The following is a 23,911-nucleotide window of genomic DNA, read 5'->3' as shown; positions in this document are numbered from 1 at the left end:
GTGCTGTGAATGTGGCTTTCACTGCCGATTCCGCAGTGAAAGCCACATTCACAGCGGCTACTTGGCCTTCTCCGAGCCCGTGCCGAAGACGTTGCCCGGGAACGCACCGTTCGCCACGGCGGTCCGGCTCAGCTGCCGCGCCAGGCCGTGCAGCCGGTCCGCCTTGTCGCCCCCGAACCGGATCCACGGCGCCGCGGCCGAGAAGTTCGTGGTGTCCTCGACCCCGTCCCGCACCGCGCGGCCCTGCTCGGTCAGCGCCCCGTCGGCGTCCAGGATCCCTTCGGTGCGCAGGTAGTCAGCGGCCGCGTCCCACTGCTCGTCCGACCAGCCGCGGCTCTTCTTCGCCGCCGGCTCCAGGAAGCCCTTGCCCGTCGCGGTGTGCGTGACCAGCGCGGTGATCCCGTTCAGCCCGGCCCCGACCAGCGCCGCGATGTGCCCGTCCCCGCGGAACTCGCGCAGCAGCGAAGCCGCGTGCCACAGCACCAGCAGCGGTTCGTCCGGCCACTCCAGATCCGCGTGCGCGGCGTACAGCGGACGGCCCTCCGGCACGCATCCGTCGGCCACCTCGCGCGCCAGCTCGGCGGCCTCGGTGACCACTTCGGACTCGGCCAGCTCGTCTCCGAGCAACCGCCGCAGCGCGGCGTCCGCCGCGGCGAAGCGGGCTTCGACCACCTCACGCGGGTCGGCCAGCGTCCACGCGCGCGGGATGTGGCGCGCGACCAGCTCCGGGTTGAAGTTGAAGAAGGTGGCGGCCACCGGCCCCGGCCCGACCGCGCCCATCGGCGCCGAGCGGCTGGCGAAGTAACCCATCCGGCCCGGCCGCAGCCCGACCTCGGTGAAGCGTTCCTCCGCCTCCGGGGCGAAGTAGACCATCGCGTGGAGTGGTTCCAGCACGCGGTGGCAGCGGTACGCGATTTCCTTGGCCTCAGCGAGTTCCATGTCCGGAGGCTACCGCCGGGTAGGGCCGCCGGGAAGAAAGGAAGGACGAGCTGGCATGTAAGCCGGATCCTGTCCCCGCGTTCCCGGCGGACCGGGACCGCGGTGGGCGGTCATCCATCTCGGCCTGCCGTCGCCGGCAGGCTCCAGCGGCCTACCCGCAGGCATCGGGCGGGCCGCCCTCGATCGCCTGCGCAGGAGCTCGCGCTCCCTCTTGGCCTTGCTCCGGGTGGGGTTTACCGAGCCGTCCCGGTCACCCGGGACGCTGGTGGTCTCTTACACCACCGTTTCACCCTTACCCAGCCGCGAACGGCTGGGCGGTCTGTTCTCTGTGGCACTGTCCCGCGGGTCACCCCGGGTTGCCGTTAGCAACCACCCTGCCCTGCGGAGTCCGGACTTTCCTCGAAACCCGCTCCCCGAGGGGACCGGGTCACGCGACCGCCCTGCCAGCTCGTCCAGCGCTCCAGGGTACTCACCCACCCGCCGCGGGCGCGCGCTGGTTCCGCTCACCGTCCGCGCGCACGGCGAACCACTGCCCGTCGCGCCCGTGCCCGTTCCAGTCCCCGGCCAGCCGGTCACCGGCGAAGCGGTACAGCGGCCGCCCGGCCAGCGTGACCTGCCAGCTGCCGTCGGCCCGCTGCACGGTGCCGACCAGCTCCGGCGCGATGCCCTCGACGCTGGCCTGCCGCTCGGTCAGCACCGGCGGCCAGGTCTTCGCGCAGTCGGCGTCGCAGACCGACTTCGACGGCCCGGCCCGGTCCTTCTCGAACCGGTAGAGCACCGCCCCGTTCCCGTCGGTCACCGTCACGCCCATCGACGGCACGCTGCGGGCCACCAGCTTCACCGCCTGCCCCGAACCGGCCGGCGGCAACGGCATGGTGGTCTCCGGCGCGGTTTCCGGGGCCTGGACGCCTTCGTCCAGCTCGGCCAGGTCGCGCGCGCTCGGATCGTCGGAGGCCAGCACCGGCGGTTTCACCAGCGCCGCCGAGGTCTCGGCGGTCTCGGACGCCACCGAAGCGGGCACCTCCGACCCGTCCTCGCTCCACCAGTTCAGCAGGCCGACCACCAGCAGCGCGCCCACCGCGCCCAGCGCGACCTTGCCCACCGTGGTGGTGAGCCCGGCCCGCCTGCCGAGCTCACCGAGGTCGCGCAACCAGAGCACGGTGGCGCGGCGGAGGTCGCCGGCGCCCCGGCGGGCCACCCGCCACGACCCCGCGCCCCGCGGCCGCTGCCCCGCCCCATGTCGAGCCGCCACCCGAGTCCCCTTCCCCGACCGCCACGGTCAACCACTCGTCACCGGCCGGCGAGGATCCTCGCGCGGCTCATCTCACCCGTGCTGAACTCCGGCCGGTCCGGCACTTCGAGCTCACCCGGCACCGGGCACTGCCGGTCCAGGTCCGCCGCCCAGGCCAGCACCGCCGACGGGCTGTTCATCCCGACCACGCCGAGCAGGCGGCCGTCCCGGACATATCCGGTCACGGTCCGGCCGCCCCCGGCGGGTGGACTGAGGGCCACCGTGTCGGTGCCGAGCTTCGGCACCCCGGCGGCCTGGATGCGGACCCCGTGCTGCTCGGACCAGAACCGCGGCATCGGCGTGAACGGCTTGGCCGCGGCCGGTCCGGCGAGCAGGTTCTCCGCGGCGGCGCGGCCCATCTCGATCGCGTTGAGCCAGTGCTCCACGCGCCGCGGCACGGCGTCGAAGCGCAGGTTGGGCCACTGCGCCACGTCCCCGGCGGCGACCACGTCGTCCGCACCGACCACGTGGCAGGTGGATTCGCACACCACCCCGTCCGAGATCCGGAGCCCGGCGCCGCGCAGCCACGACACCGCGGGCACCGTGCCGACCGCCGCCACCACGCAGGAGGCGACGAGCATCTGCCCGTCGGAGAGCCGGATGCCCATCCCGGTGTGCCCGGGCAGCCAGTCCTGGATCGAACTGCCCAGCGCCAGCCGGACGCCGTGGTCGCGGTGCAACTGGGTCAGCCGCTCGCCGAGGTCCTCGCCGAGCACGTTGCCCATCAGGTTCTTCGACCGGCCGATCAGCGTCACCTCGCGGTCCATCTCGCGCAGGCTGGAGGCGATCTCGCAGCCGGTGAAGCCACCGCCGATCACCGCGACCGGGCCGCGCGTGCCGGCCAGGTTCTTCTGCAGCCGCTGCGCGTCGGACAGCGTGCGCATCACCACCACGCGCGGGTGCCCGTGCGGGATGTTGGCCGCCCGCTTGGGTTCCACGCCGGTGGCGATGATCAGGCCGTCGTAGGTCATCTGCTCGCCGCCGGGCAGGTGGACCACCCGGCGGCGCGGCTGCAGGTGCAGCGCGGTGGTGTCGAGCCGCCAGATGGCGCCCAGTTCCTGGTACTGCTGCAACCGCAGGTCGGCCGCGCTCATCGCGCCGCTGAGGAAACCCTTGGACAGCGCGGGGCGGTGGTACGGCCGCAGCGGTTCACTGCCGATCAGCACGATCTCGCCGTCGAAGGCCAGTTCGCGCAGGCGCTCGGCGGCGCGCAGCCCGGCCAGGCCCGCACCGACGATGACGATGCGCTCGGCGGATTGTCTGGCTCTCATTGGTCGACCCCCTGGAGCTGGATGGCGCGCATCGGGCAGGCACGAGCGGCGGCCTGCGCCTGGTCGTTCTGCCCGGCGTTCGGATTGCGGGTGTAGCGCAGGCGCCCGTCCTCGCGGAGCTGGAAGACGTCGGGGGCTTCCTGCTGGCAGATGCCGTACCGGCGGCAGCGCTGGTTGTCCACGCTGACCCGCATCACCACCGCCTTGCCCGGTTTCGACGGGCCGACCGGCGGCGCGTCGAGCAGGCCGATGCGCACCAGGTGCTTCGGCGGCATCAGGCGCAGCACGCTGAGCGTGAGCGCCGGGGCGAGCAGCGTGATGCCGCCCAGCCACAGCAGGGACAGGTTGCCGTTGGCCGCGGCGCCGAACCAGGCGTGCACCACGGTCATCGCCACCGCCGGGTAGGCCAGCTGGTGGAACCGCAGCCAGTTCAGGTACTTCACCGTCCGGTGCAGTCCGGCGGTCAGCGCGATGGCGACCATCAGCTCCAGGCCGATGATGCCCAGCGCGTGCCGGGCCAGCCCGCCGTCGGCGAACGGGATCAGCACCTTGGTCAGGCCGAAGTCGATGTCGTCGAGGAAGGGGAACGCGGCCGCGTGGGTGACCCCGGTGGCGATGGTGAACGAAGCGAGCATCTGGTGGCCGCCGCGCAGGGCGTGGTGCCCGGAGAGCCGGCGCACCCAGCCGGTGGCGGTGAACACGCCCCAGCACAGGGTCAGGCACATCGCGACGTAGGCCATCCTGGCGGACAGGGCGGCCATCTCACGGACACCGGCGTCGTGCGGGGAAGTGGCGGCCTGCAGGAGCAGGGGGTCGGGCATTAAGTCGTGCCTCCGGATCAGGGAAAACTCGAGGAGAGCCGCGGCGCCCGGGCGGCGGTGACCGGCGCGGCGCGGCGGTGGCGGCTAATCGCTGGCGTGGCGGGAGCCGCGGCGGTAGGCGCCGAACCAGCGCACCAGGCCGAGCGTGGCGGCGATGGCCACCAGTCCGGCCAGCACGCCGAGCACCACCCCGCCGAAGCCGATCTCGTCCGTGGCCTCGGCGCCGGTGGTGGTCACCGGCCGCGAACCGGCCACGTTGTTCGCCACGCCCGCCGCGGCCGGGGTGGCCGAGGAGGCGGTGGCACCGGTCAGCGAATCGGCCCTGGCCAGTCCCGTGCTCTCCAGCAGGGTCATGTGGCGCATCACCGCGTTGACCGCCTTCTGCGCGAAGGAGCGGATCGCGTCGTTCTTGGTGGTCGCGCGCACGGTGGCGACGAGCGGGAAGACGGTGCCGTGCGCGGCGCGGGCCAGGTTCACGTAGGTGCGGTCGGCCTCGGCGCCGGTCTTGCCGGAGATCTCGTCCATCCAGCCCTGCTGCTGCGCGGTGGGCTGGCTGGGCAGGCTGACGCCGACCTGGGCGGCGGTCTTCTGCACTTCGCCGTCGAGCACCGCGTGCTCGTCGGACAGGTGCCCGCCGACGTCCTTGACCTTCGGATTGGTGGTGCGCTCGGAGATCAGCTTGCTGATCGGGCCCTCCCACAGCCCGGCGAGCCGCACCTTGACCAGGATCTCCTCGTCGGTCGGCGCCAGTTCCTGCTGCGCGAACGCCGGGGAAGCGCCGAACAGCAAGGAGAACACCACGCTCGCGGCGAGCAGGGACAGCAGCCGGCGTGAGCGCGGTGTCACCGCGTGCCGGGACCGGGCGGGGTTGGCCATCGCATGCCCCTTCGGGGAAAGTTCGTGCATTTCGGGGGATTCACCTGTGTGGTACGGCAGTGATCAGCAACCGGTTCGGTCCGCAGTTCAGGCAAATGGTGTGACCTGGATCACAGTGCGGTTACGCTGCGTTCCTCCCGAAATCACGGACGTGAACCTGGTTCACTTCCGGATGATGCAGTATTGTGATCGCACCGCTCGAGCGCGATCGAATTCCCCCGACTCCGCATTCGGCGCGCCGCGGTACCGAACTCTTTCACCTCGCCTTCAGGGAGGCAGGTCGCTTCATGGAAATGACCCGAAATGGTCCGGACGAAGAGCTGGTGACGATGCTGTATCACCAGTTCCGCGAGAGACTTTTCAGCCACGTACTACGACTGACGAATTATGACCGGCAGTGGACAGAGGACGTTGTGCAGGAGACGCTGATCCGCGCCTGGCAGAACTCCGCCACGCTGACCAGGGAACCTGGCATGCTCCGGGGCTGGTTGCTGACCGTCGCGCGGCGCATCGTCATCGACGGCTGGCGCTCGCGGCAGGCCCGGCCGCAGGAAGTGGAACTGCTCCGCCCGGAAATGGCGGGCTGCCCGGACGAGACCGACCAATCCCTTTCGGTGATGGTCATAGTCGATGTCATCAGCAGGCTGAGCAATGAGCAGCGCGCGGCGATTTATCAAACGTATGTGAAAGGTCACACCGTGCGCGAGGCGGCGAAGATTCTGCAGGTTCCGGAAGGCACCGTGAAATCGCGTCTGCACAAGTCCATGCGACTGATCAGGAATGCACTGCAGGAGTGGACCTGAGGGGAGGCGTGATGTGATGTATTCACGGCATTCCGCGCTCGCGGCCTACGCACTGGACGCACTGGACGAGAGCGGAGCCAGGAAATTCGAGCGGCATTTGACGCGCTGCGGGCGCTGCCGGGGCGAACTGACCGAGTACGCGGAGGCCGGGATCTTCGGCGTGCTCCGCGACGCGGCGGAGACCGGCATGCTCAACCCGTTGCTGGACGCCATTCCCCACCAGCGGACACCGGCGGAAGCACCGGACGTGCGCGGGGCAGCCGATGCGCGCGGGACCGAACCGGTGCCGCTGCGGCGCCGGCTGCTGTCCTGCCGGTCGCGGCTGCGGCGCGTGCTGCTCCTGGTGAGCAGGTGACCGCGGCCGCGGCCGTCCTCGGCCGCACCGGACTGGCCGGGCTCGCTGGGCTGATCGGCCGCGCCGAGCCGACCGGGCTCACCGGGCTGATCGGTCGTGCCGGGCTGATCGGTCGTGCCGGGCTCACCGGGTGGGCCGGGCTCACCGGGTCGGCCGCGCTTACCGGGTCGGCCGGGCTCGCCGAGCCGTCCGGACTCGCGGGGGTGTCCTCGCTGCCGGGCGCCATGGGCGTCACCACCGTCTCGACGGGTTCGGCCGGTGCACCCTGGGTGACCGGCACTACTGGGGTAGGGCCAATTCTGCCGCCGAATGGTCCGCGAGTCTCTACGGTAGGCACCGTAGGAAACACGGAGAGTTGGGCGTTCGGCCCTTCGGTATTACCGCCGGTCACGGTCGGAGCCCTGGACAAGGCCCGAAGAGATGGTGCATTCTCCGGGTCCCACGCGCGTTCACTCCGCAGGGGACACCGAGAGCGGCCGAGGTGCCGCGGATCGGAGAACTACACGTGACTACCTCTTCCGCGCTGGCTCCCGCCGCCCGAAGACCAGCCGAGCTGGTCGGGGCCGGCCCCTTCTTCGGCAGGGAGAAGGAGCTGGACACCATCGGCGGGCTGCTCGCCCGCGCCAGGGAAGGCCTCGACGCGCACCTGATGGTGTTCGGCGAGTTCGGCGGCGGCAAGACCGCGCTGCTGGACGCCGCCGCACGCCGGGCGCGGGCGCAGGGCTTCACCGTGGCGATCGCGCGCGGCGCCCGGCTCGAAGTCCGGCTGGCCGGCGGCATCGTGCACCAGCTGTCCGACGCGCTGCTCGAGGTGATCGACAGCGACGGCACCAACGCGCTGCCCGCCCCGGTGCGCGCCAACTCCGAGTTCGACGCGCTCGAATCGTTCCAGCTGCTGGTCAGGACCGCCGCCGCGCGCCGGCCGCTGTTCCTCGCCGTGGACGACGTGCACCTCGCCGACGCCTGGTCGATGCGCTGCCTCGCCTACGCCAGGCCCCGCCTCACCGGGCACCGGGTGGTCATCGCGACCACCGCCAACCGCGGGCTCGCCCCGCTCAGCGAGGTCACCCTGCCGGAGCTGACCGGCACCACCCCCGAGGTGATCGAACTCGGCGGCCTCGACCTGCCCGGCGTGTCCGGCCTGGTGCGCGCCGCGACCGGCCGCCAGGACGCCGGGTTCGCCGCCGCCTGCCGCGAGGTCACCGGCGGCAACCCGTACCTGCTGCGCTCGCTGGTCAGCACCCTGCAGCACCGCTCCCACAAGATCGGCGAACTGACCGCCGACCAGATCCGCGCCATCTCCGTGCCGCTGATCGGCGAGATCCTGCGGGTGCGGTTGCGCGGCATCCCCGGCACCACCGACGTCGCGCGCGCGGTCGCCGTGCTCGGCGAGGACGCCACGCTCGAAGCCGTCGGCGCGCTCGCCGGGCTGTCCCCGCGCGTGACGCTCCGCGCGGTGGACACGCTGGTCCGGCTGCACGTGCTGGCCGACAGCTATCCCCCGGCCTTCACCTACTCCTACGTGCGCAACGGCGTGCTCGACGACATGTGCGTCGCCGAGCAGGCCGCCAGCCACGCGACCGCGGCCCGGCTGCTGTTCGACGCCGGGGTGCCGGACGAGCGCGTCGCCGCGCACCTGCTCGAAGCGGGCCCGATCCGGCTGCCGTGGGGCGTGGAGGTGCTGCGCCGGGCCGCCCGGCGCGCGGTGCACCAGCAGAACCCCGATCTCGCGGGCGCCTGCCTGCGGCGCGCGCTCGACGAACGCCTGCCACCGGACCGGCGGCTCGCCGTCCAATTGGAACTCGGGCACGTCGAGTTCGGTGTGGACCGGTCAGCCGGGCGCGCCCGCCTGCGGGACGCGCTGGCCATGGCCGAGGACCCCGGTGCCGCCGCCGAAGTGGCCGAGACGATGGTGCTCGGGTCCTGCGGTGACGCGGCGAACCGGCTGGCGATCTCGGTGGCCACCGAGGTGATCGCGCGGCTCGGCTCCGCCCAGCGCGAGGTCGCGCAGCGCCTGCGGTACACCACCTACCTCGCCGCCGCCGGTGGTTCGCGGGTCGCGGCCGCCTGCGCGAGGCGGGTCTTCGACGACCTGCGCGCGGAGATCCCGGAGACCGAGCAGCTGCGGCGCATCCACGCGCTGCTGGTGTCCCTCGCGCACGCCAGGGAAGCGGGCTCGCACGCCGACTTCCTCCGGTACGCGGCCGAAGCGCTCAACGGCGACCCGATCCCGGCCTTCGGCCAGCCGTACGTGTTCGCGATGTTCAGCACGGCGCTCGCGGACGAGCCGGAGCACGCCGAGCGGTTCCGCAGGCTGGTCGAGGGCATGCGCGAACCGCACGACTACCACCTGCGCAAGGGCATCGCCGCGTCGCTGGCCCACGGCATGGCCATCCACCTGCTCGGCGACCTGCCCAAGGCCCGCACCTTCTTCGCCTCGCCGGTGCGCATGTTCCTCGACTCCGGCGCGGCGGGCGGCTGCCCGATGGCCACCCTGTGCCTGGCCTGGTACGCCGAGGTGCTGGTGGACCTCGGCAGGCTCGACGAGGCGACCGCGATGCTCTCGCACGTCACCATCGGCGAGCTGTTCCCCGACGTGCACCTGCTGTTCGCGCGCGGCAAGCTCCGCCTGGCCGGCGGGGACGGCCAGGGCGCGCTCGACGACCTGCTCGACTGCGGCAGGCGGCTGGACGAGCGCGGGGTGGTCAACCCGGCCGTGCTGGCGTGGCGCGAGCAGGCCGTGCGCGCGCACCTGCTGCTCGGCGACCGGGAGTCCGCGGCCGAGCTGGCCGCGGAGAACCTGCGGCTGGCCAGGCAGTGGGGCACCCCGCGGGTGGTCGGCACGGCGTTGCTGGCGGTCGGCATCTCCGGTGAGGACGGTGACGAGGCCGAGCACGCGCTGCAGTCCGCGATCGAATCGCTGTCGGCGTCCCCGGCGAAGCTGCGGCTGGCCGAAGCGTTGTTCGAGCTGGGTTCGCTGCTGCGGCGGCGCGGGCACCCGGAGAAGGCGGTGCCCCAGCTGCGGCGGGCGCTGGACCTGACCGCGCAGTGCGCCGCGGAACCGCTGTCCCGGCTGGCCGGGCGCGAGCTGCGGTCGTGCGAATCGGCGTTGAGCGAGACGAAGACCAGCACGCACGGGCTGACCAGGCAGGAGAGCCGGGTGGCCGCGATGGCCGTGCAGGGGCTGACGAACCGGCAGATCGCCGACGCGCTGCACCTGACCCGGCGGACCGTGGAACTGCACCTGTCCGGGGCGTACCGCAAGCTCGGCATCTCCGGCCGCGCGGACCTGTCGGCGGCCTTCCCCGGTTAGGGCAGGGAGTCCAGCGCCTTCCGGATGATCGCCTCGGGTGACTCGGTGATGTCCAGCACCACGCCCCGCTCGTGCTCGGCCAGCGGTTCGAGGTCGGCGATCTGGGAGTCCAGCAGCGACGGCGGCATGAAGTGGCCGGACCGCCCGGCCATGCGCCCCGCGATCACCTCGCGCGGGCCGTCGAGGTGCACGAACCAGACGTCACCACCACCGCGGAGCACGTCTCGGTAGCGCCGCTTCAACGCCGACGACGTGACCACCCCGCCGGTCTCCTGGTGCTCGCGGATCCACCCGGCGATGGCGTCGAGCCAGGGCCAGCGGTCCTCGTCGGTGAGCGGGGTGCCCGCGGTCATCTTCTCGATGTTCGCCTCCGGGTGGAACGAGTCCGCCTCGGCGTAGGCCACGCCGAGCGCCTCCGCCAGCCCGGTGCCCACGGTGGTTTTGCCCGACCCGGAAACACCCATCACGACCACGACCGTCATAGCGGGCATGTTCGCACAGGCGGCTCGCGGGCCGGGGCAACCCGCGCAGTAATCTGGGCGTTCAACACAGGTGACATGGGGCCAGGCGAACGGGAGCCAGGGGTGAGCGCGGGGCGCGCGATCGGACTGTTGCTGGGGGTGGCCGCCGACGGCATCGTCGGGCACCCGAAAGACGGCCGTCCGGTGGCCGGATTCGCCCGCCTGGCGCGGGCGCTGGAGAAGAAGGTCTACGCCGACCACCCGGTACCGGGCGCGGTGCACGCCGGCCTGCTCGCCGGGGGCGCGGTGCTGCTCGGGGTGCTGACCGAACGGGTGGGCAGGCGCAGCCCGGTGCTGCAGGCCACCGGCACGGCGATCACCACGTGGGCCGTGCTCGGCGGCGCGGCGCTGGCCATCGACGGCACGGAGCTGGCGCGCGACCTGGAGACCGGCAGGCTGGACGCCGCGCGCGACACGCTGTCCGAACTGGACCCGCGCGACACCGACGGGCTGACCGTGATCGCGTTGTCGCGGGCTTCGGTGGAGACGGTCGCGGAGAGCACTTCGGACGCGGTGGTGTCGCCGCTGTTCTGGGGTGCGGTCGCGGGCGCGCCGGGGCTGCTCGGCGCTCGGGCGGTGAAGGTGCTGCGACGGCTGAGTTCCTCGCCGGAGCACCACCGGTTCAACTGGGTCGTGGTGCGGTTGGACGAACTGGTCAACCTGCTGCCGACGCGGGTCGCCGCGGCGCTGACGGTGAGCGGCGCGCCGGTGGTCGGGGGTTCGGCCGCGGGGGCGTGGCGGGCGTGGCAGCGGGACGCCTCGGCGCACCCCAGTCCGAACGCGGGCCGGGTGGAGGCCGCCTTCGCCGGTGCGCTGGAGATCCGCCTTGGCGGGCGGACGGTCTACCCGCACGGGGTCGAGGAACTGCCGGTGCTGGGCGACGGCCGCAACCCGGACGCGGGCCACGTGACACGAGCCGTGGAACTGTCGCGCGTGGTGGGGTGGCTGGCCGGGATCAGCTCGGCCGTGCTGGCCGTGATCCTGGGCCTGCGGCGCCGCTGACCGCCCCGGCGAGTGCAGTGAATGTGGCTTTCACTGCGGATTCGGCAGTGAAAGCCACATTCACAGCATCGGGGCGAAGCTCGGGCCGCTACGAGACCGGGCGCTTGTCCCCGGCGGCTTCGGATACTTCGGATCTGCCATTCGGGGCCGAAGTTTCCGCCGTCCGGGCGTACTCCGCTTCCTCCTCGGCGAGCAGCTGCGCCACCGACTTCCGCCGCTCCGGGCGGTCACCGGCCAGCGCCCCGCCCGGCTTCAGCTCCCGCACGGTGAAGTACAGCCACCCCAGGACCGCCATCGTGCCGAACGCGATCCACTGCAGCGCGTACGAGAAGAACGGCCCCGCCTCCAGCTTCGGCAGCGGCAGCGGTTCGAGCCCGCCCGGCTGCTCGACGTCCAGCTGGAAGTACCCCGGCCGGATCGGCAAGCCCGTCGCCCGCGAGACCACCCGCGAGTCGACCGTGTAGCTGTGCAGCCTGCCGTCGGTGGACTCGTCGGCGAACGCATCGCGGGCCTTCGGGTCCGTCTCGTCGATGCGCACCCGCGCGACCACGGTCACCTCACCGGCGGGCGGCGGCGCGTACGCCGGGACACGCGTGCGGTCGTCCGGCCGGACCACACCGCGGTCCACCAGCACGATCTGCCCGTCGGCGGTGCGCAGCGGCGTGAGCACCTCGAACGCGGGCTCGCCCAGCACGGTCCGCAGTCGCGCGATCACCTCGGCGTCACCCAGGTAGGTGCCGGTGAAGGTGACCCGGTCCCACTGGGTGGCCTCGGTGGGCGCCGCGCCACCCGGCAGCACGGCCTCCACCGACCGCGGCTCGGCGGTGAAGGACGCCGACAGGGCCGCGTTCTGCGTCTCGCGCTCGCTGTCGCGGCTGAACTGCCAGGGGGCCAGCAACGTGTAGCAGATGGCCGCGAACGCGAACACCACCAGCGTCAACGCCAGCCAGCTCGGCCTGAGCAGGAACTTGAACCGCACCCCTCAACGGTAAGCGGTCGCCCGCGTCACGTTCACCCAACCCCGCGTGCGACCGCCAGCGCCTGCCCCGCGTACCCGCCACCGAAGGCCGCCGCGTGCATCAGCAGCGGGAACAACTGGTGCAGGCCGACCCGGTCGCGCCACCCGTCGGCCAGCGGCGCGGCCTCGTCGTACGCGGCGAGAACGCGCTCCAACCGCGGCGTGCCGAACAACGCCAGCATCGCCAGGTCCTGTTCGCGGTGACCACCGTGCGCCGCCGGGTCGATCAGCCACACGCGACCGTCGGCCGCCCACAGCACGTTCCCGCTCCACGCGTCGCCGTGCAGGCGGGCCGGTGGTTCCTCGGGCACGCCCAGCTTGTCCAGCCGGCCGCACAAGCGATCAAAGACCTCGATCTCCCCCGGCCCGTACAGGCCCCGGTCGGCCGCGGTCCGCACGTACGGCGTGATCCGCTCGGCGGCGTAGAACGAGGCCCACGTGTCGTGCGCGACGTTGCGCATCGGCTCGGGGCCCATCCACGCGTCGACCGGACCACCCGGGGGCGGCGCGCCGAACGCCTCGGCGCCACGGGCGTGCAACGCCGCGAGCCCGCGACCGAACTCCTCGGCCGCGCGGACGCCGGGGCTGCCGCTCTCGACGTACGTGGTGATCAGCCATTCGTCGTCCGCGGCGAGCACCGAAGGCACCGGGACGTCCCCGTGCTCACCGAGCCAGCGCAGTCCGGCGGCCTCCGCCTCGACCGGCCCCCGCTTGGCGACGACCGTTCGCGAGCCGGTCTCGATCCGGTCGGCCGTGCCACCCAGCGGTGCCGACCGGGTGACCGGCTCGCCGAGAAGCCGCTCGACCGCCTTCACAGCCGCTCGCGCACCCAGTCGAGCAGGCCCGGCACCGACCGTTCGATCATGCCCAGCACCTCGCCGAACCCGTCATCGGCGCCGTAGTAGGGGTCCGGGACCTCGGCGTCCGGCCCGGCCGACGGGTCGAAGTCGCGCAGCAGCCGCACGCGCTCGGGGTCGTCGACCTTGCGGCGCAGCTCGGCGAAGTGGCCCTGGTCGGCGGCCAGCAGCAGATCGGCGGCGAGGTGGTCGGCGTCGACCTGCGCGGCGATGTGGTCGACCGGGTACCCGGCGGCGGTCAGCGTCGCGCGCGCCCGGCCGTCGGCGGGCTCACCCACGTGCCACGGCCCGATGCCCGCGCTGCTCACCCGCACCCGGTCGGCCAGCCCGGCCCGCCGCAGCTGCTCGCGGAAGACCAGTGCCGCCATCGGCGACCGGCAGATGTTGCCCGAGCAGACGAAGCAGAGGTGGAGGCTCACCCCACTAGTGTGACTCGCACGCCGAGTCCAGTGATCGGCGGAGGGCCCGCTCGTGCAGCCGGTCGAGGTGCAGGCGGTGGCCGGTGACCGCGATCGACACCGCCAGCGCGCCCCCGCACCACGGCCGCGCCCGCGTGTCCGAAGTGGCCGCCAGCTCGTCGAGCAGGCCCGCGTTGAGGCGGTCGATCACCGGCCGCACCTCGGTGGGCAGGTCGGGGCGCTCGGTCGGCGCCTGCTCGGGATGCGCGGTCCACAGCTCGTACAGCCCGCGCTGCACCACCTTGTTCGCCTCGATCTGGTCGCGGAAGAACTCCACCGCGCCGGCCGGGTCGAGGCCGAGCCCCGGCGCCTTGGCCGCCACGCCGTCGAGGATCTGCTGCTCGCGCACCGGATCGTCGATGGGCTGGGTGGTGCCGAACTTGGCCGCGGCGACCTTGTCGGCGATCCGCACCCGCTGCCCGGACAGGTCGGCCAGCGGCCGCAACGAGGACGGCTGGGCGGCCACCGCGGGCGACGCGGTACCGAGCAGCAGGACGGCGAGCAGGACGGTCAGCAACCGACGGCGCATGACCCCGCACGGTACATGCGAGGATCACCGCCATGCCCGTCCAACTCGCCGACGTGATCACCGCGCTGGAAACCGCCTACCCGCCCGGGCTCGCCGAACCGTGGGACGCGGTCGGCCTGGTCTGCGGCGATCCCGCCGAGCCGGTGGCGAAGGTGCTGGTCTGCGTGGACCCGGTCGAGTCCACCGTCGACGAGGCGCTGGAGCTGGGCGCCGACCTGATCGTCGCGCACCACCCGCTGCTGCTGAAGGGCGTGCACGGCGTCCCCGCCGACAGCACCAAGGGCAAGCTCGTGCACCGGATGATCCGCGCGGGCGTGGCGTTGTTCTGCGCGCACACGAACGCGGACTCCGCCAATCCCGGTGTTTCCGACGCGCTCGCCGAGGCCATCGGACTGCGCGTGCTCCGGCCGCTCGCGCCCACCGCGCCGGGCACCGACACCGGCCTCGGCCGCATCGGCGAACTCCCCGAGCCCGAACCGTTCGCGCGCTTCGTCGAGCGGGTGTCCGCCGCCCTGCCGCAAACCCGGCCCGGGGTCTACGGCGCCGGCGACCCGGACCGCGAGATCCGCACCGTCGCGGTGTCCGGCGGGTCCGGCGACAGCTACCTGGCCACCGCCAAGGCCGCCGGGGTGGACGCCTACGTGACCGCCGATCTGCGCCACCACCCGGCGGGCGAGCACCTGGAAGCCGGGCCGTCGGTGCCCGCGCTGGTCGGCGTGACGCACTGGGCCAGCGAATGGCCGTGGTGCGGGCAAGCCTCGGCCGTCATGCGCGCGGCGCTTGCCGGTACCGTCGACATTCACGTCTCCACGCGGTGCACCGACCCGTGGACGATCCGCGCTTGAAGTCCCCGAGGGAGTGACGACACCGTGAAGGCCGAACCCGCCGTGCAACGCCGCCTGCTGGAGCTCGCCAAGGTCGACGCGGAGCTGTCGCGGCTGGCCCACCGTCGCCGCACGCTGCCGGAGCTGACCGAGATCGCCGAGCTGGAGCAGGAGCTGCGCGCCAAGAAGGACGCGCTGGTGTCGGTCCAGACCAACGCCTCCGACCTGGACCGCGAGGTGACCAGGCAGGAGCGCGAGATCGACTCCGTGCGCACCCGCAGCGACAAGGACCGCAAGGCGATGGAGTCCGGTGCGGTCGGCGCCAAGCAGCTCACCGAACTGCAGCACGAGATGGAGAGCCTGCAGCGCCGCCAGACCGCGCTGGAGGATGACCTGCTGGAGCTGATGGAACGCCGCGAGGCGCTCGACCTGGACGCCCAGCGCACCGGCGCCGAGGTGGACAAGGTGACCGGGCAGCTGGAGAACGCGGCCCGCCGCCGCGACGAGGCGTTCGCCGACATCGACACCACCCAGGCGCGGCGTGAGCAGGACCGCGCCGAACTGGCGCCGAAGTTCCCGGAGCCGCTGACCAAGCTCTACGAGCGGGTGCGCGCGCAGCGCGGGATCGGCGCGGCACTGCTGCGCTCGCGCCGCTGCGGGGCGTGCCAGCTGGAGCTGGACCGCAACACCGTCTCGGAGATCAAGTCGGCGGCCGAGGACGAGGTCGTGCAGTGCGAGAACTGCAACGCGATCCTGGTGCGCACCATGGAGTCCGGCCTGTGAGGGTGACCATCGAGGCCGATGGCGGCTCGCGGGGCAACCCGGGGCCGGCCGGCTACGGCGCGGTGGTGAAGGACGCCGAGACCGGGGAGGTGCTCGCCGAGCGCCAGGCCGGGCTCGGCGTGGCGACCAACAACTTCGCCGAGTACTCCGGCCTGCTGGCCGGGCTGGCCGCCGCCGCCGAGCTCGGTGCGTCCACTGTGGACGTCCGGATGGACTCGAAGCTGGTGGTCGAGCAGATGTCCGGCCGCTGGAAGATCAAGCACCCGGACCTGCAGCCGCTGGCCGCGCGGGCACGGGAACTGGCGGCGAACTTCGACCGCGTGCAGTACGAGTGGATCCCGCGCGCGAGCAACTCGCACGCCGACCGACTCGCCAACGAGGCGATGGACACCCAGGCGGGCAAGGAACCCGCCGCCAAGACCGCGGACCGGGTGTCCCCGGCGAAGTGGAGCGGCGCGCAGGGCACGCCGACGAAGTTCCTCCTGCTGCGCCACGGGCAGACCGAGATGTCCGTGGACCGCCGCTACTCCGGGCGCGGCGACGTCCCGCTCACCGAGCACGGGCAGCGCCAGGTGGCCGCCGCGGCGAAGCGGATCGCCGCGATGGACGGGTTGATCACCGACGGCGAGCCCGCGCCGATCGTCTCCTCCCCGCTGCTGCGCACCCAGCAGACCGCGCAGGCGGTGGCCGACGCGCTCGGCGGCCGGGTGGAAACGCACCAGGGCCTGATCGAAACCGACTTCGGCAGCTGGGAGGGGCTCACCTTCACCGAAGCCGCCGAACGCGATCCCGACCTGCACGCGCGCTGGATCAGCGACGCGTCGGTGCCCGCGCCGGACGGCGAGAGCTTCGACGCCGTGCACCGGCGGGTGCGCGCGGTGCGCGACGACCTGGTCGAGCGCTTCGCCGGGCGGACCGTGGTGGTGGTCAGCCACGTCACGCCGATCAAGTCGCTGCTGCGGCTGGGTCTGGACGCCGGGCCGTCGCTGCTGTTCCGGCTGCACCTGGACCTCGCGTCGCTGTCGATCGTCGAGTTCTACCCCGACGGCAACGCCTCCGTCCGCCTGGCGAACGACATCTCACATCTGTCCTGAAAGGACCAGGAACTCGCGCCGGGCAGCCAGTTCGCGCAGCACCCGGCCGGGTCCGTTGCGGGAGATCTGGAAACCGTCCTCCGGGTAGACGGCGGTCTCCCAGAGCGGTCGGCCGAAGCCGTCGATGACCAGGCCTTGGCCGTCCTGACGCTCGACCTCCCGCCAGCTGAACTCCATCCCGGCCTCCTCGGCGGCCGCGCGGGCCAGGCGCTCCTCCTCGCGCCACCGCTCCGGCAGGGGCCCTTCGGTGAAGTCCGGCTGCCAGGTGTCCCGGTAGCCCGGCATCCCGGCGTAGGCGTAAGCCAGCAACCGGACGAACCCGGCGGCCCGGATCTCCTGGACGGCGCGAAGCCGCGCGCCCGCCTGCCGGGCGCGGGAACGCAGGTGGCGATCGAGCGCCGGCGGCAGCGGCGGGCACTCGTCCAGGTCCATCCGCCCGCCATACCTGGCGTCCTCGGCCAGCTGGCGGTCGAGGAACTTCTCGACGACGGTCACGAAACGGGAGCGTTCGCCCAGGCTTCCAGCATCACGCGGGCGATCGACGAGTTGCCCGGCATGATCAGCCGCTCCGGGTCGAAGCCGGGGTCCTCGGGATCGGGACGGCCCTCGCGGCCGAGTTCGAAGGCTTCGAGCACCTCCGCCCGGCTCACCCAGCGCGCCGCCTCGATCTCGCCGTCCTGCGGTACCAGCGGTTTCGAGGCGTCCGCGCGGGCGGTGAAGCCGAGCATGATCGAGCGGGGGAACGGCCACGGCTGGCTGCCGAGGTAGCGGATCGCCCAGACCTCGGCGCCGACCTCCTCGCGGATTTCCCGCTCCACACAGCCTTCCAGCGATTCCCCGGCCTCGACGAACCCGGCCAGGACGGAGTACCGCCCGGGCGGCCAGATCGGCTGGCGCGCCAGCAGCACGTGCTCACCGTTGACGCCCACGTCGTCGTGCACCAGGCAGATCACCGCGGGATCGGTGCGCGGGTACTCCTCCCGCCCGCAGTCCGGGCACCGGGTCGCCCAGCCGAACTGCACCAGCCGCGGCTTTCCCCCGCATCGCGCGCAGAAAACCGCGCGGTGGTGCCAGTTCCGCAACGCCATCGCGGTGGTGAACAGGCCGGCCGAGGTGTCGTCGAGCAGATCCCCGTGGCCACGCAGGTCCACCCAGACCTCACCGTCGGCCAGCGGGGCCTGGTCACGCAGGCCCCAGCTGCCGGTGAGCGTCACCCACTCGCCGTTCTCCGGCGGTTTCCCCGGCACCGTCCAGTAGTCCACGTCCTGCCACTCGCCGAGGAAGACCGCCTCCTCGGGCGGTGCGTCCCCGAACGAGAGGGCCTTGCGGGTGGCCAGCGCGTCGCCGTCGCGAGGCACGGGGGTGCGACCGGACTTGGCGTCCAGCAGCACCACCCGCGCGTTCGCCCAGCGGGCGCGCAGCCGGTCCGGATCCCCGCGCAGGTTCTCCTGGCGGTCCACAGTGGACCGCGACAGGGTGGGGAGCCGGTCGAGCTGGTAGGGCTGGGTCATGCTTCGCCGACCGTGACCCCGCCGACCGCTTCCAGGCCGCGGCCGATCGTGTCCGCGTCCCCGACCACCACGCCGGTGAACCGGTGCGGGGCGAAGAAGTCCAGCGCCGCCTCGGCGACCTCCTCCGCGGTGACCGCGGCCAGCCGCTCGGGGTGCCCGGCCAGCCACTCGAAGCCGAGCCCGGTCTGCGCCAGCGCGGACAGCTGCCCGGCCAGCCCGGTCTGCGAGGAGGTGGAGATGCCCAGCGAGCCGATCGCATACTGGCGCACCGATTCCACCTCGTCGGCGGTCGGCGGCACCAGGCCGAGCCTGGCCAGTTCGTACCGGGTCTCCAGCAGCGCCGCCGCGGTCACGTCGGTGGCGGTGTCGGCGTCGACCAGCAGCGTGGCGGTGTTGCCGGTGAACTCGAACCCGGAGTGGGCGCTGTAGGTGTACCCCTTGTCCTCACGGATGTTCTCCACCAGCCGCGAGGAGAAGTACCCGCCGTAGGCCAGGTTCGCCAGCTGGAGGTGCGCGTACCGCGGGTCGGTGCGGCGCAGCGCCTGCGCGGACAGCCGCAGCTGCGACTGCACGGCACCGGGCCGCGGCACCAGCAGCACGTCACCGCCGGTCAACTCGGGCAGGTCCGGCAGCACGTTCGCCGACTTGTCCGACGCCCAGCCGCCGAGCGCGCGCTCGAGATCGGCGACCACCTGCTCCGGATCGACGTCACCGACGATCACCAGGGTGGAATTGCGCGGCAGCACGGCGTTCGCGTGCAGCTGCCGCACCGCCGCGGGGTCCACCTTGGCCACGTCCTCGGCCTCGGGCACCTCGCGGGTCACCGGGTGGTTGCCGTACCGCCTGCGCTGCAGGGCTTCGCGGGCGATGGTGCGCGGCTGCGTGCGGGCGATGGCCAGCCGCTCGATCAGCCGCGCCGACTCCCTGGCCACCTCGGCGTCCACATAGGACGCTTCGGTGAGCAGGTCGGCCAGCACGTCGAGCAGCGTGGGCAGCCCGCTGGCCAGCGCGCTGGCGCTGACCGCCAGCCGCTCCGGGTCGACCACGGTGCTCAGCTCGCCGCCGATCAGCGCCAGCTCGGTGTCGATGGCCACCCGGTCACGGCGGGCGGTGCCGGTGACGATGGTCTCGGCCAGCACCTCGGCGGTGGCCGGGTGCAGCGGATCGGTGCCGGCGAACGGAATGCTCAGCCGGAGCTCGACCAGCGGCACGGTGTCCTTGCGCACGGCCAGCACGCGCAGCCCGTTCGCCAGCGTGGTGTCCACATGGGACAGTTCGGCGGCGGCGCGCTGCGCGCCGAGCGGCGGCACCTCGCGCGGGCCGCGCTCGGTCCGGCCGATCTCCTCGGCACTCCGGTGGGTCGCGGCGGTCACTTGCTTCCTCCCTGCTCGGGCTGGACGACCAGCACCGCACGTGAATCGGGGCGCAGCGCCTTGGCCGCGGCGGCGACGTCGTCCGCGGTCACCGCGGCGAACCGGTCGGCCAGGCCGTGAACCAGGCTCGCGTCTTCGTAGAGCAGCTCGAAGGACCCCAGCGCGAGCGTGCGCGAGACCATCCGGTCGTGCTCGGAGTGCATGCCGGCCACCCAGCGCGCGGTCACCTTGGCCAGTTCGCGCTCGTCCGGCGGAGTGGCCGCGAGCAGGTCGATCTCCTCGTCGATGGCCTTGAGCACGCGGTCGCCGGTGACGTCCGGGGCGTGGATCGCGGTGATCGAGAAGGTGTCCGGGTCGCGGGCCTCGAACGGGCCGAACAGCCCGGCACCCGCGCCGATGTCGGTGACGATGGCGTCGCGGTGCACCAGCCGCTGCTGCAGCCGCGAACCGTCGCCGTCGGTGAGGACCCCGGCGAGCACCAGGTTCGCCAGGTAGGCGTCCAGCTCACCGACCGGGTCCGGCATGCGGTAACCGACCGCCAGCGCGGGCAGCGGGGCGCGCGGGTCGCTGTGGAACCCGCGCAGCTCCTCGGTCGGCCGCGGCTCGGCGAACGACCGGCGCGGCGGGGCCGGGCGGAACGGCACGTCGCCGAAGTGCTTCTCGACCAGCTCGCGCGCCCGGTCGACCTCGAAGTCACCGGCGACGGTGAGCACCGCGTTGGCCGGGGCGTAGAAGGTGTCGAAGAAGGCCGCGCAGTCGTCCAGGGTGGCCTGTTCGAGATCGACGAAGTCACCGTACCCGTTGTGCGCGTTGGCGAAGGTGGAGTACAGCACCGGCGGCAGCAGGATCCACGGGAACCCGCCGTACGGCCGGTTCAGCACGTTGAGGCGGATCTCCTCCTTCACCACGTCGATCTGGTTGGCCAGGTTCTCCTGGGTCAGCTTCGGCGCGCGCATCCGGTCGGCTTCGAGGAACAGCGCGCGCTCGAGCGCCGCGGCGGGCAGCACCTCGTAGTAGTCGGTGTAGTCCGGGTGGGTCGACCCGTTGAAGGTCCCGCCGCTGGACTGCACGTGCCGGAAGTGGGCGAGCTTCTCCAGGCTCTCGCTGCCCTGGAACATCAGATGCTCGAACAGGTGCGCGAACCCGGTGCGTCCCTCGGGCTCGGAGCGGAAGCCCACGTCGTAGTGCACGGCGACACCGACCACCGGCGCGGTCGGGTCCGGCGCGAGCACCACGCGCAGCCCGTTGTCCAACTTGAACCTGTGTAGCTCGGGTACGGCCATGACCGCCACCCTACGGGTTAGCCCGCTCACGGTGGGAGCGACCGGCGACGGCCAGCGCGAACTCGTCGGCCTCGCCCGGCCGGTACGCCTCGGCCAGGCCGCGCAGCACCCGGGTGCCCTTGATCGTCCGGGCGGGCAGCGCGGGCGAGCCGAGCGCCAGTGCCGCGCCCGCCACCGACACCACCACGCCGAGCTGGGCGTATCCGACGGTCAGCGCGAGCAACACGGTGAGGAAGAGGCCGTAGAACACGATCCGGATCCCGGCCCGGCGCAACCGGGGACCACGCAGCAGGCCGTCGGCGCGGAGGTCGGCGCGAACCGCCTGATCGAGTTCGCGGAGGTCGATCCGGACGTCGTCGAGTCCCACCTGTTCTCCACCGGCGAACAGGTCCTTGAGCACAGCTCGTTCGAACGGGCGCGACGGCTCGTCTTCACCCCGCGTCAGCGTCGCGCCGGTGACCGACAGGTGGCCGCGGTCACGGAGGTCGGCGAGGGTGAGCCCGGCGTCCATCGCGTCCGCGCGGCCGTCGGCGAGCGTGCCCGCGTACCCGGGCGGGAAGCCGGTCAGCGCCCGTGGCCACCACTGCCGCAGGAAGAAGATCAACCACGCCCAGCACAGCACGAGGAAACCCAGCACCACCCACGCCAAGGCGACCGGCTCGGTGAGCAGGAAGGCACCGCCGAGCGTCGCGGACGGGACCAGCCGCTCGGTCGCGGGCACCGAACCGGGCGGCAGCTCGACGGTGATCATCATCCGGTCGCCGGGCGCCAGGTTGCGGTGGCTGAACCGGGTCAGCCCGACGTGGTCGATCTGCGCGGCCAGGCACGGCTTCGGCCCGGCCACGCACCGCACCGCCTCCGGGATCTTCGGCGCGGCCAGCGAGGCGCGGACGAACTTCAGCTCCTCGCTCCAGCCCTGCGCCAGCGGCCACGAGACCTGCGGCCCGGCCGGGGTGGCGGTGATCGCACCGTCCACCGTGTACCGGACCACCGCGGTACCGGACAGCTCCAGCTTGAACGAGTCCGCGGTCAGCTCGGCGTGCCCGTCGCCTTCGACCACCACGTCCCGCACGGTGAGCACGCGGTCCCGGTGGTCGCCGACCGGCTGGCGCAGCGGTAGTTCGCGCGTCATCGACTCCGTCGCGGCCACCGCTTCGATGACCGACAGCGCGCCGTCGCGCTCCACGCGCAGTTCGATCTCCGCGCTCTGCGGCAAGGTCGGCAGTGGTGGCGCCGCCGCGAACAGGACCGCGGCTACCAGCGGGATCACCGCAACGACCGGAGGTGCCCTGCCTCGGCGAGCACACCGTCGAGCGCGGTGAGCAGTGCGGGCAGGTGGGTGCCGAGCCGCTTGAGGTCGCGTTCGCCCTCCAGCCCGCCGAACCAGTACAGCCCGGCCGCGCCGTCGGCCTCCGGGTCGAGGTCGGCGAAGGTGTTCAGCCAGCGTTCGGTTTCGCGGAGCACCACGGCGTAGGGCAGGGAGCGGGAGAACACCAGCTCCCGGTCCGCCTCCGGGATCTCGCCGGCCGGGACGTCGTGCAGATACCCGATGAGCCCGCGGATCTGCCCGGCGAGCGCGCGCCCGCGTGCGGTGCGCCGGGGCAGCAGCGGGGCGCCGGCGGTGATCGCCAGGCCGAACACGATCAGCGCGAGGCCGAGCAGTGCGTCCCCTTCGGACAGTGCCAGCACCACGGTGAGCAACAGGCCGAGCAGCGCCAGCACGATGCCCGCCCAGCCGGCGAACCCGCGGCCGGAGCCGGGCGGCCGGGAGAACCAGCCACGCGCGACGACGTCGGTGTACATCGCTTCGTCGAACGGTTTCAGGTCGATGCCGCGCCCGGAGCGCAGTTCGGACAGCAGCGCGGTGTCCGCGCCCGACGGCAGCACGGCGTGGAAGACCGCGCGCTCGTACGGGTGCAGGCTGTCGTCCGGGTCGTTCTTGCGGGACAGGCGCCAGTCGGCGATGCCGTCGGCGTCGCGCACCGGGGAGATCAGCAGGTAGTTGCGCACGGCGAGGTCGACAACGGTGGCGGTCACGTCGACCACGTCGGCCTTGCCGTCCACGATGGTGCCGACCTGACCGGGCAGCACGCCGTCCGGCGAGGCGAAGGACACGCGGTCGCCCTCGCGCAGCAGGACCTCCGACGGCCGCGCGGGCACGTCGGGCACGCTCCCGTCGCGGCGGCGGCTCCAGAACAGGAACACGCACCACGCCACGATCCCCAGCCCGGCGAGGGTGAAGCCGAGCACCGCGGTGCTGGTCAGCACGAAGGCGTTGGCCAGGGTGGCGGTGTCGGCGAAGCGGGCGTTCGCGGGCACCGTCGCCGAGGGCAGGCCGACCGCCAGATCGACCGGGTCGCCCGCCTCCAGCTCGGTCTGCTCGATCTTGATCACGCCGCCGTCGCCGGTCTCGGCCAGCTCGCACTGGCGGCCGGAAGCCCCGGCCAGGCAACGGATCGACGATGCCTCGGCCACCGGCGCGGCGAACGAGGCGGTCAGCTCGGCCAGGTCGGTGTCCCAGCCACCGGCCAGCCGCCAGCGGATCTCCTGCTGGTCGCGCAGTTCGGCCACCGCACCGTCCACTGTGTACTTGACGGTGGTCTCGCCCTCGGGCGCGCGGATGACGAACTCGTCGCCGGCCACCTCGGCCGCGCCCGCGCCGTCGGCGGTCACGTCGCGGACGGCGAACACCCGCTCGGTGTCCTCGCCGACGAGCAGCCGCAGCGGCGCGTGCCGGTTCGCTTCCTGTCCACTCGGGACGGTCACCGTCTCGGTCACCGAGAGCAGCCCGTCCGGCTCGACCTTCAGCTCGACCCCGACGGTCACGCCGGAATCCGACTGGGTCTCCGGCTGCACCGGCTCCTGGGCCACGGCGGCCGCGCCACCGCCCAGGACGAGCGCGAACGCGGCGGCGACGGCCCCCACAAGCTTGAACACGGTGCTAGACCATAGACCACCACGTGCGGCCGGAGACCCGTTTCCCGGAGAA

Annotated in this window: 23 protein-coding genes and 1 other RNA gene; 7 read left to right on the top strand and 17 right to left on the bottom strand. The window is 72.8% G+C overall.

Annotation, left to right across the window (positions count from 1 at the left end; translation table 11 throughout):
* Window positions 1-57: 57 nt before the first annotated feature.
* From JYK18_RS18040 to JYK18_RS18015, 6 genes are all read right to left on the bottom strand, one after another.
* On the bottom strand, window positions 58-939 hold the full coding sequence (locus JYK18_RS18040) for a hypothetical protein (protein WP_206803140.1): 882 nt from the start codon (window positions 937-939) through the stop codon (window positions 58-60).
* 42 nt (window positions 940-981) lie between these two features.
* Window positions 982-1,390: RNase P RNA component class A (rnpB, locus tag JYK18_RS18035), an RNA gene on the bottom strand.
* Window positions 1,391-1,408: 18 nt separating this feature from the next.
* Window positions 1,409-2,191, bottom strand: coding sequence for a hypothetical protein (locus JYK18_RS48015; RefSeq protein ID WP_206803139.1), 783 nt, complete (start codon window positions 2,189-2,191; stop codon window positions 1,409-1,411).
* A gap of 38 nt (window positions 2,192-2,229) precedes the next feature.
* On the bottom strand, window positions 2,230-3,501 hold the full coding sequence (locus JYK18_RS18025) for an NAD(P)/FAD-dependent oxidoreductase (RefSeq protein WP_206803138.1): 1,272 nt from the start codon (window positions 3,499-3,501) through the stop codon (window positions 2,230-2,232).
* Complete coding sequence (locus JYK18_RS18020) at window positions 3,498-4,322, bottom strand: ferredoxin (protein WP_206803137.1); 825 nt, start codon at window positions 4,320-4,322, stop codon at window positions 3,498-3,500. The genes JYK18_RS18025 and JYK18_RS18020 overlap by 4 nt, the downstream gene beginning before the upstream one ends.
* An 84-nt stretch (window positions 4,323-4,406) precedes the next feature.
* On the bottom strand, window positions 4,407-5,198 hold the full coding sequence (locus JYK18_RS18015; protein ID WP_206803136.1) for a DUF4142 domain-containing protein: 792 nt from the start codon (window positions 5,196-5,198) through the stop codon (window positions 4,407-4,409).
* A gap of 287 nt (window positions 5,199-5,485) precedes the next feature.
* Here JYK18_RS18015 and JYK18_RS18010 point away from each other — a divergent pair, with 287 nt between their 5' ends.
* The 3 genes from JYK18_RS18010 to JYK18_RS18000 all read left to right on the top strand — a co-directional run bounded on the left by JYK18_RS18010 (window position 5,486) and on the right by JYK18_RS18000 (window position 9,669).
* On the top strand, window positions 5,486-6,001 hold the full coding sequence (locus JYK18_RS18010; RefSeq protein ID WP_206804313.1) for a sigma-70 family RNA polymerase sigma factor: 516 nt from the start codon (window positions 5,486-5,488) through the stop codon (window positions 5,999-6,001).
* Window positions 6,002-6,017: 16 nt separating this feature from the next.
* Entirely contained in the window at window positions 6,018-6,356 is a 339-nt protein-coding gene (locus JYK18_RS18005; RefSeq protein ID WP_206803135.1) for a zf-HC2 domain-containing protein, read from the top strand.
* A 505-nt stretch (window positions 6,357-6,861) separates the two neighbouring features.
* Entirely contained in the window at window positions 6,862-9,669 is a 2,808-nt protein-coding gene (locus JYK18_RS18000; RefSeq protein WP_206803134.1) for an AAA family ATPase, read from the top strand.
* Here the strand turns inward: JYK18_RS18000 and JYK18_RS17995 are convergent.
* Complete coding sequence (locus tag JYK18_RS17995) at window positions 9,666-10,151, bottom strand: gluconokinase (RefSeq protein ID WP_206803133.1); 486 nt, start codon at window positions 10,149-10,151, stop codon at window positions 9,666-9,668. The two genes, JYK18_RS18000 and JYK18_RS17995, sit on opposite strands and share 4 nt — an antisense overlap.
* A gap of 102 nt (window positions 10,152-10,253) precedes the next feature.
* Here JYK18_RS17995 and JYK18_RS17990 point away from each other — a divergent pair, with 102 nt between their 5' ends.
* Window positions 10,254-11,192: a cobalamin biosynthesis protein gene (locus JYK18_RS17990; RefSeq protein WP_206803132.1), complete on the top strand. Its 939-nt coding sequence runs from the start codon at window positions 10,254-10,256 to the stop codon at window positions 11,190-11,192.
* A gap of 88 nt (window positions 11,193-11,280) precedes the next feature.
* Here the strand turns inward: JYK18_RS17990 and JYK18_RS17985 are convergent, their stop codons facing one another.
* Genes JYK18_RS17985 through JYK18_RS17970 form a run of 4 tightly spaced genes read right to left on the bottom strand, consistent with a single transcriptional unit; the run spans window position 11,281 to window position 14,054 of the window.
* A complete protein-coding gene (locus tag JYK18_RS17985) occupies window positions 11,281-12,171 on the bottom strand; it encodes an SURF1 family protein (protein ID WP_206803131.1) in 891 nt (296 codons plus the stop codon).
* Between the two features lie 32 nt (window positions 12,172-12,203).
* Window positions 12,204-13,025, bottom strand: a complete 822-nt coding sequence (locus JYK18_RS17980; protein ID WP_307795944.1) for a fructosamine kinase family protein — start codon at window positions 13,023-13,025, stop codon at window positions 12,204-12,206.
* Window positions 13,022-13,435: a protein tyrosine phosphatase gene (locus tag JYK18_RS17975; RefSeq protein WP_206804312.1), complete on the bottom strand. Its 414-nt coding sequence runs from the start codon at window positions 13,433-13,435 to the stop codon at window positions 13,022-13,024. Before JYK18_RS17975 ends, JYK18_RS17980 begins: the two co-directional genes overlap by 4 nt.
* 55 nt (window positions 13,436-13,490) lie before the next feature.
* Window positions 13,491-14,054 (bottom strand): chorismate mutase, encoded by a 564-nt coding sequence (locus JYK18_RS17970; protein WP_206803130.1) that lies wholly within the window; start codon window positions 14,052-14,054, stop codon window positions 13,491-13,493.
* 32 nt (window positions 14,055-14,086) lie between these two features.
* Here JYK18_RS17970 and JYK18_RS17965 point away from each other — a divergent pair, with 32 nt between their 5' ends.
* From JYK18_RS17965 to JYK18_RS17955, 3 genes are read left to right on the top strand one after another with little or no spacing between them, the layout of a single operon-like run.
* The gene (locus tag JYK18_RS17965; protein ID WP_206803129.1) at window positions 14,087-14,899 is read left to right on the top strand and encodes a Nif3-like dinuclear metal center hexameric protein; all 813 of its coding nucleotides are present in this window, start codon (window positions 14,087-14,089) and stop codon (window positions 14,897-14,899) included.
* A 24-nt stretch (window positions 14,900-14,923) separates the two neighbouring features.
* Window positions 14,924-15,661: a zinc ribbon domain-containing protein gene (locus tag JYK18_RS17960; protein WP_206803128.1), complete on the top strand. Its 738-nt coding sequence runs from the start codon at window positions 14,924-14,926 to the stop codon at window positions 15,659-15,661.
* Between the two features lie 2 nt (window positions 15,662-15,663).
* Window positions 15,664-16,755, top strand: coding sequence for a bifunctional RNase H/acid phosphatase (locus JYK18_RS17955; RefSeq protein WP_206804310.1), 1,092 nt, complete (start codon window positions 15,664-15,666; stop codon window positions 16,753-16,755).
* Here JYK18_RS17955 and JYK18_RS17950 read toward each other — a convergent pair.
* The 6 genes from JYK18_RS17950 to JYK18_RS17925 are packed head-to-tail and all read right to left on the bottom strand — an operon-like array spanning window position 16,741 to window position 23,859.
* Window positions 16,741-17,250: a hypothetical protein gene (locus JYK18_RS17950; RefSeq protein ID WP_206803127.1), complete on the bottom strand. Its 510-nt coding sequence runs from the start codon at window positions 17,248-17,250 to the stop codon at window positions 16,741-16,743. The two genes, JYK18_RS17955 and JYK18_RS17950, sit on opposite strands and share 15 nt — an antisense overlap.
* Complete coding sequence (gene nudC, locus JYK18_RS17945; protein ID WP_206803126.1) at window positions 17,247-18,266, bottom strand: NAD(+) diphosphatase; 1,020 nt, start codon at window positions 18,264-18,266, stop codon at window positions 17,247-17,249. The genes JYK18_RS17950 and nudC overlap by 4 nt, the downstream gene beginning before the upstream one ends.
* A complete protein-coding gene (locus tag JYK18_RS17940) occupies window positions 18,263-19,639 on the bottom strand; it encodes a pitrilysin family protein (protein ID WP_206803125.1) in 1,377 nt (458 codons plus the stop codon). The genes nudC and JYK18_RS17940 overlap by 4 nt, the downstream gene beginning before the upstream one ends.
* Window positions 19,636-20,922, bottom strand: coding sequence for a pitrilysin family protein (locus tag JYK18_RS17935; RefSeq protein WP_206803124.1), 1,287 nt, complete (start codon window positions 20,920-20,922; stop codon window positions 19,636-19,638). The genes JYK18_RS17940 and JYK18_RS17935 overlap by 4 nt, the downstream gene beginning before the upstream one ends.
* A gap of 10 nt (window positions 20,923-20,932) precedes the next feature.
* Window positions 20,933-22,192, bottom strand: coding sequence for a DUF2207 domain-containing protein (locus tag JYK18_RS17930; RefSeq protein ID WP_206803123.1), 1,260 nt, complete (start codon window positions 22,190-22,192; stop codon window positions 20,933-20,935).
* Window positions 22,189-23,859 carry a DUF2207 domain-containing protein gene (locus tag JYK18_RS17925; protein ID WP_307795942.1) on the bottom strand — a complete coding sequence of 557 codons (1,671 nt, stop codon included), beginning with the start codon at window positions 23,857-23,859 and terminating at the stop codon, window positions 22,189-22,191. Before JYK18_RS17925 ends, JYK18_RS17930 begins: the two co-directional genes overlap by 4 nt.
* Window positions 23,860-23,911: the final 52 nt, after the last annotated feature.

Origin of the sequence: Amycolatopsis sp. 195334CR, assembly GCF_017309385.1 — a bacterium.
In the GTDB taxonomy this organism is placed as follows: domain Bacteria; phylum Actinomycetota; class Actinomycetes; order Mycobacteriales; family Pseudonocardiaceae; genus Amycolatopsis.
Note: the sequence above shows the minus strand (reverse complement) of the source record. Positions and strands in the feature narration are given on the sequence as shown.

Bases quoted from the DNA above. Each gene is read 5' to 3' on its own strand.
- JYK18_RS18040 (WP_206803140.1), bottom strand. From the start codon at position 939: ATGGAACTCGCTGAGGCCAAGGAAATCGCGTACCGCTGCCACCGCGTG.
- JYK18_RS18025 (WP_206803138.1), bottom strand. From the start codon at position 3,501: ATGAGAGCCAGACAATCCGCCGAGCGCATCGTCATCGTCGGTGCGGGC.
- JYK18_RS18020 (WP_206803137.1), bottom strand. From the start codon at position 4,322: ATGCCCGACCCCCTGCTCCTGCAGGCCGCCACTTCCCCGCACGACGCC.
- JYK18_RS18015 (WP_206803136.1), bottom strand. From the start codon at position 5,198: ATGGCCAACCCCGCCCGGTCCCGGCACGCGGTGACACCGCGCTCACGC.
- JYK18_RS18010 (WP_206804313.1), top strand. From the start codon at position 5,486: ATGGAAATGACCCGAAATGGTCCGGACGAAGAGCTGGTGACGATGCTG.
- JYK18_RS18005 (WP_206803135.1), top strand. From the start codon at position 6,018: ATGTATTCACGGCATTCCGCGCTCGCGGCCTACGCACTGGACGCACTG.
- JYK18_RS17995 (WP_206803133.1), bottom strand. From the start codon at position 10,151: ATGACGGTCGTGGTCGTGATGGGTGTTTCCGGGTCGGGCAAAACCACC.
- JYK18_RS17975 (WP_206804312.1), bottom strand. From the start codon at position 13,435: ATGGCGGCACTGGTCTTCCGCGAGCAGCTGCGGCGGGCCGGGCTGGCC.
- JYK18_RS17970 (WP_206803130.1), bottom strand. From the start codon at position 14,054: ATGCGCCGTCGGTTGCTGACCGTCCTGCTCGCCGTCCTGCTGCTCGGT.
- JYK18_RS17965 (WP_206803129.1), top strand. From the start codon at position 14,087: ATGCCCGTCCAACTCGCCGACGTGATCACCGCGCTGGAAACCGCCTAC.
- nudC (WP_206803126.1), bottom strand. From the start codon at position 18,266: ATGACCCAGCCCTACCAGCTCGACCGGCTCCCCACCCTGTCGCGGTCC.
- JYK18_RS17935 (WP_206803124.1), bottom strand. From the start codon at position 20,922: ATGGCCGTACCCGAGCTACACAGGTTCAAGTTGGACAACGGGCTGCGC.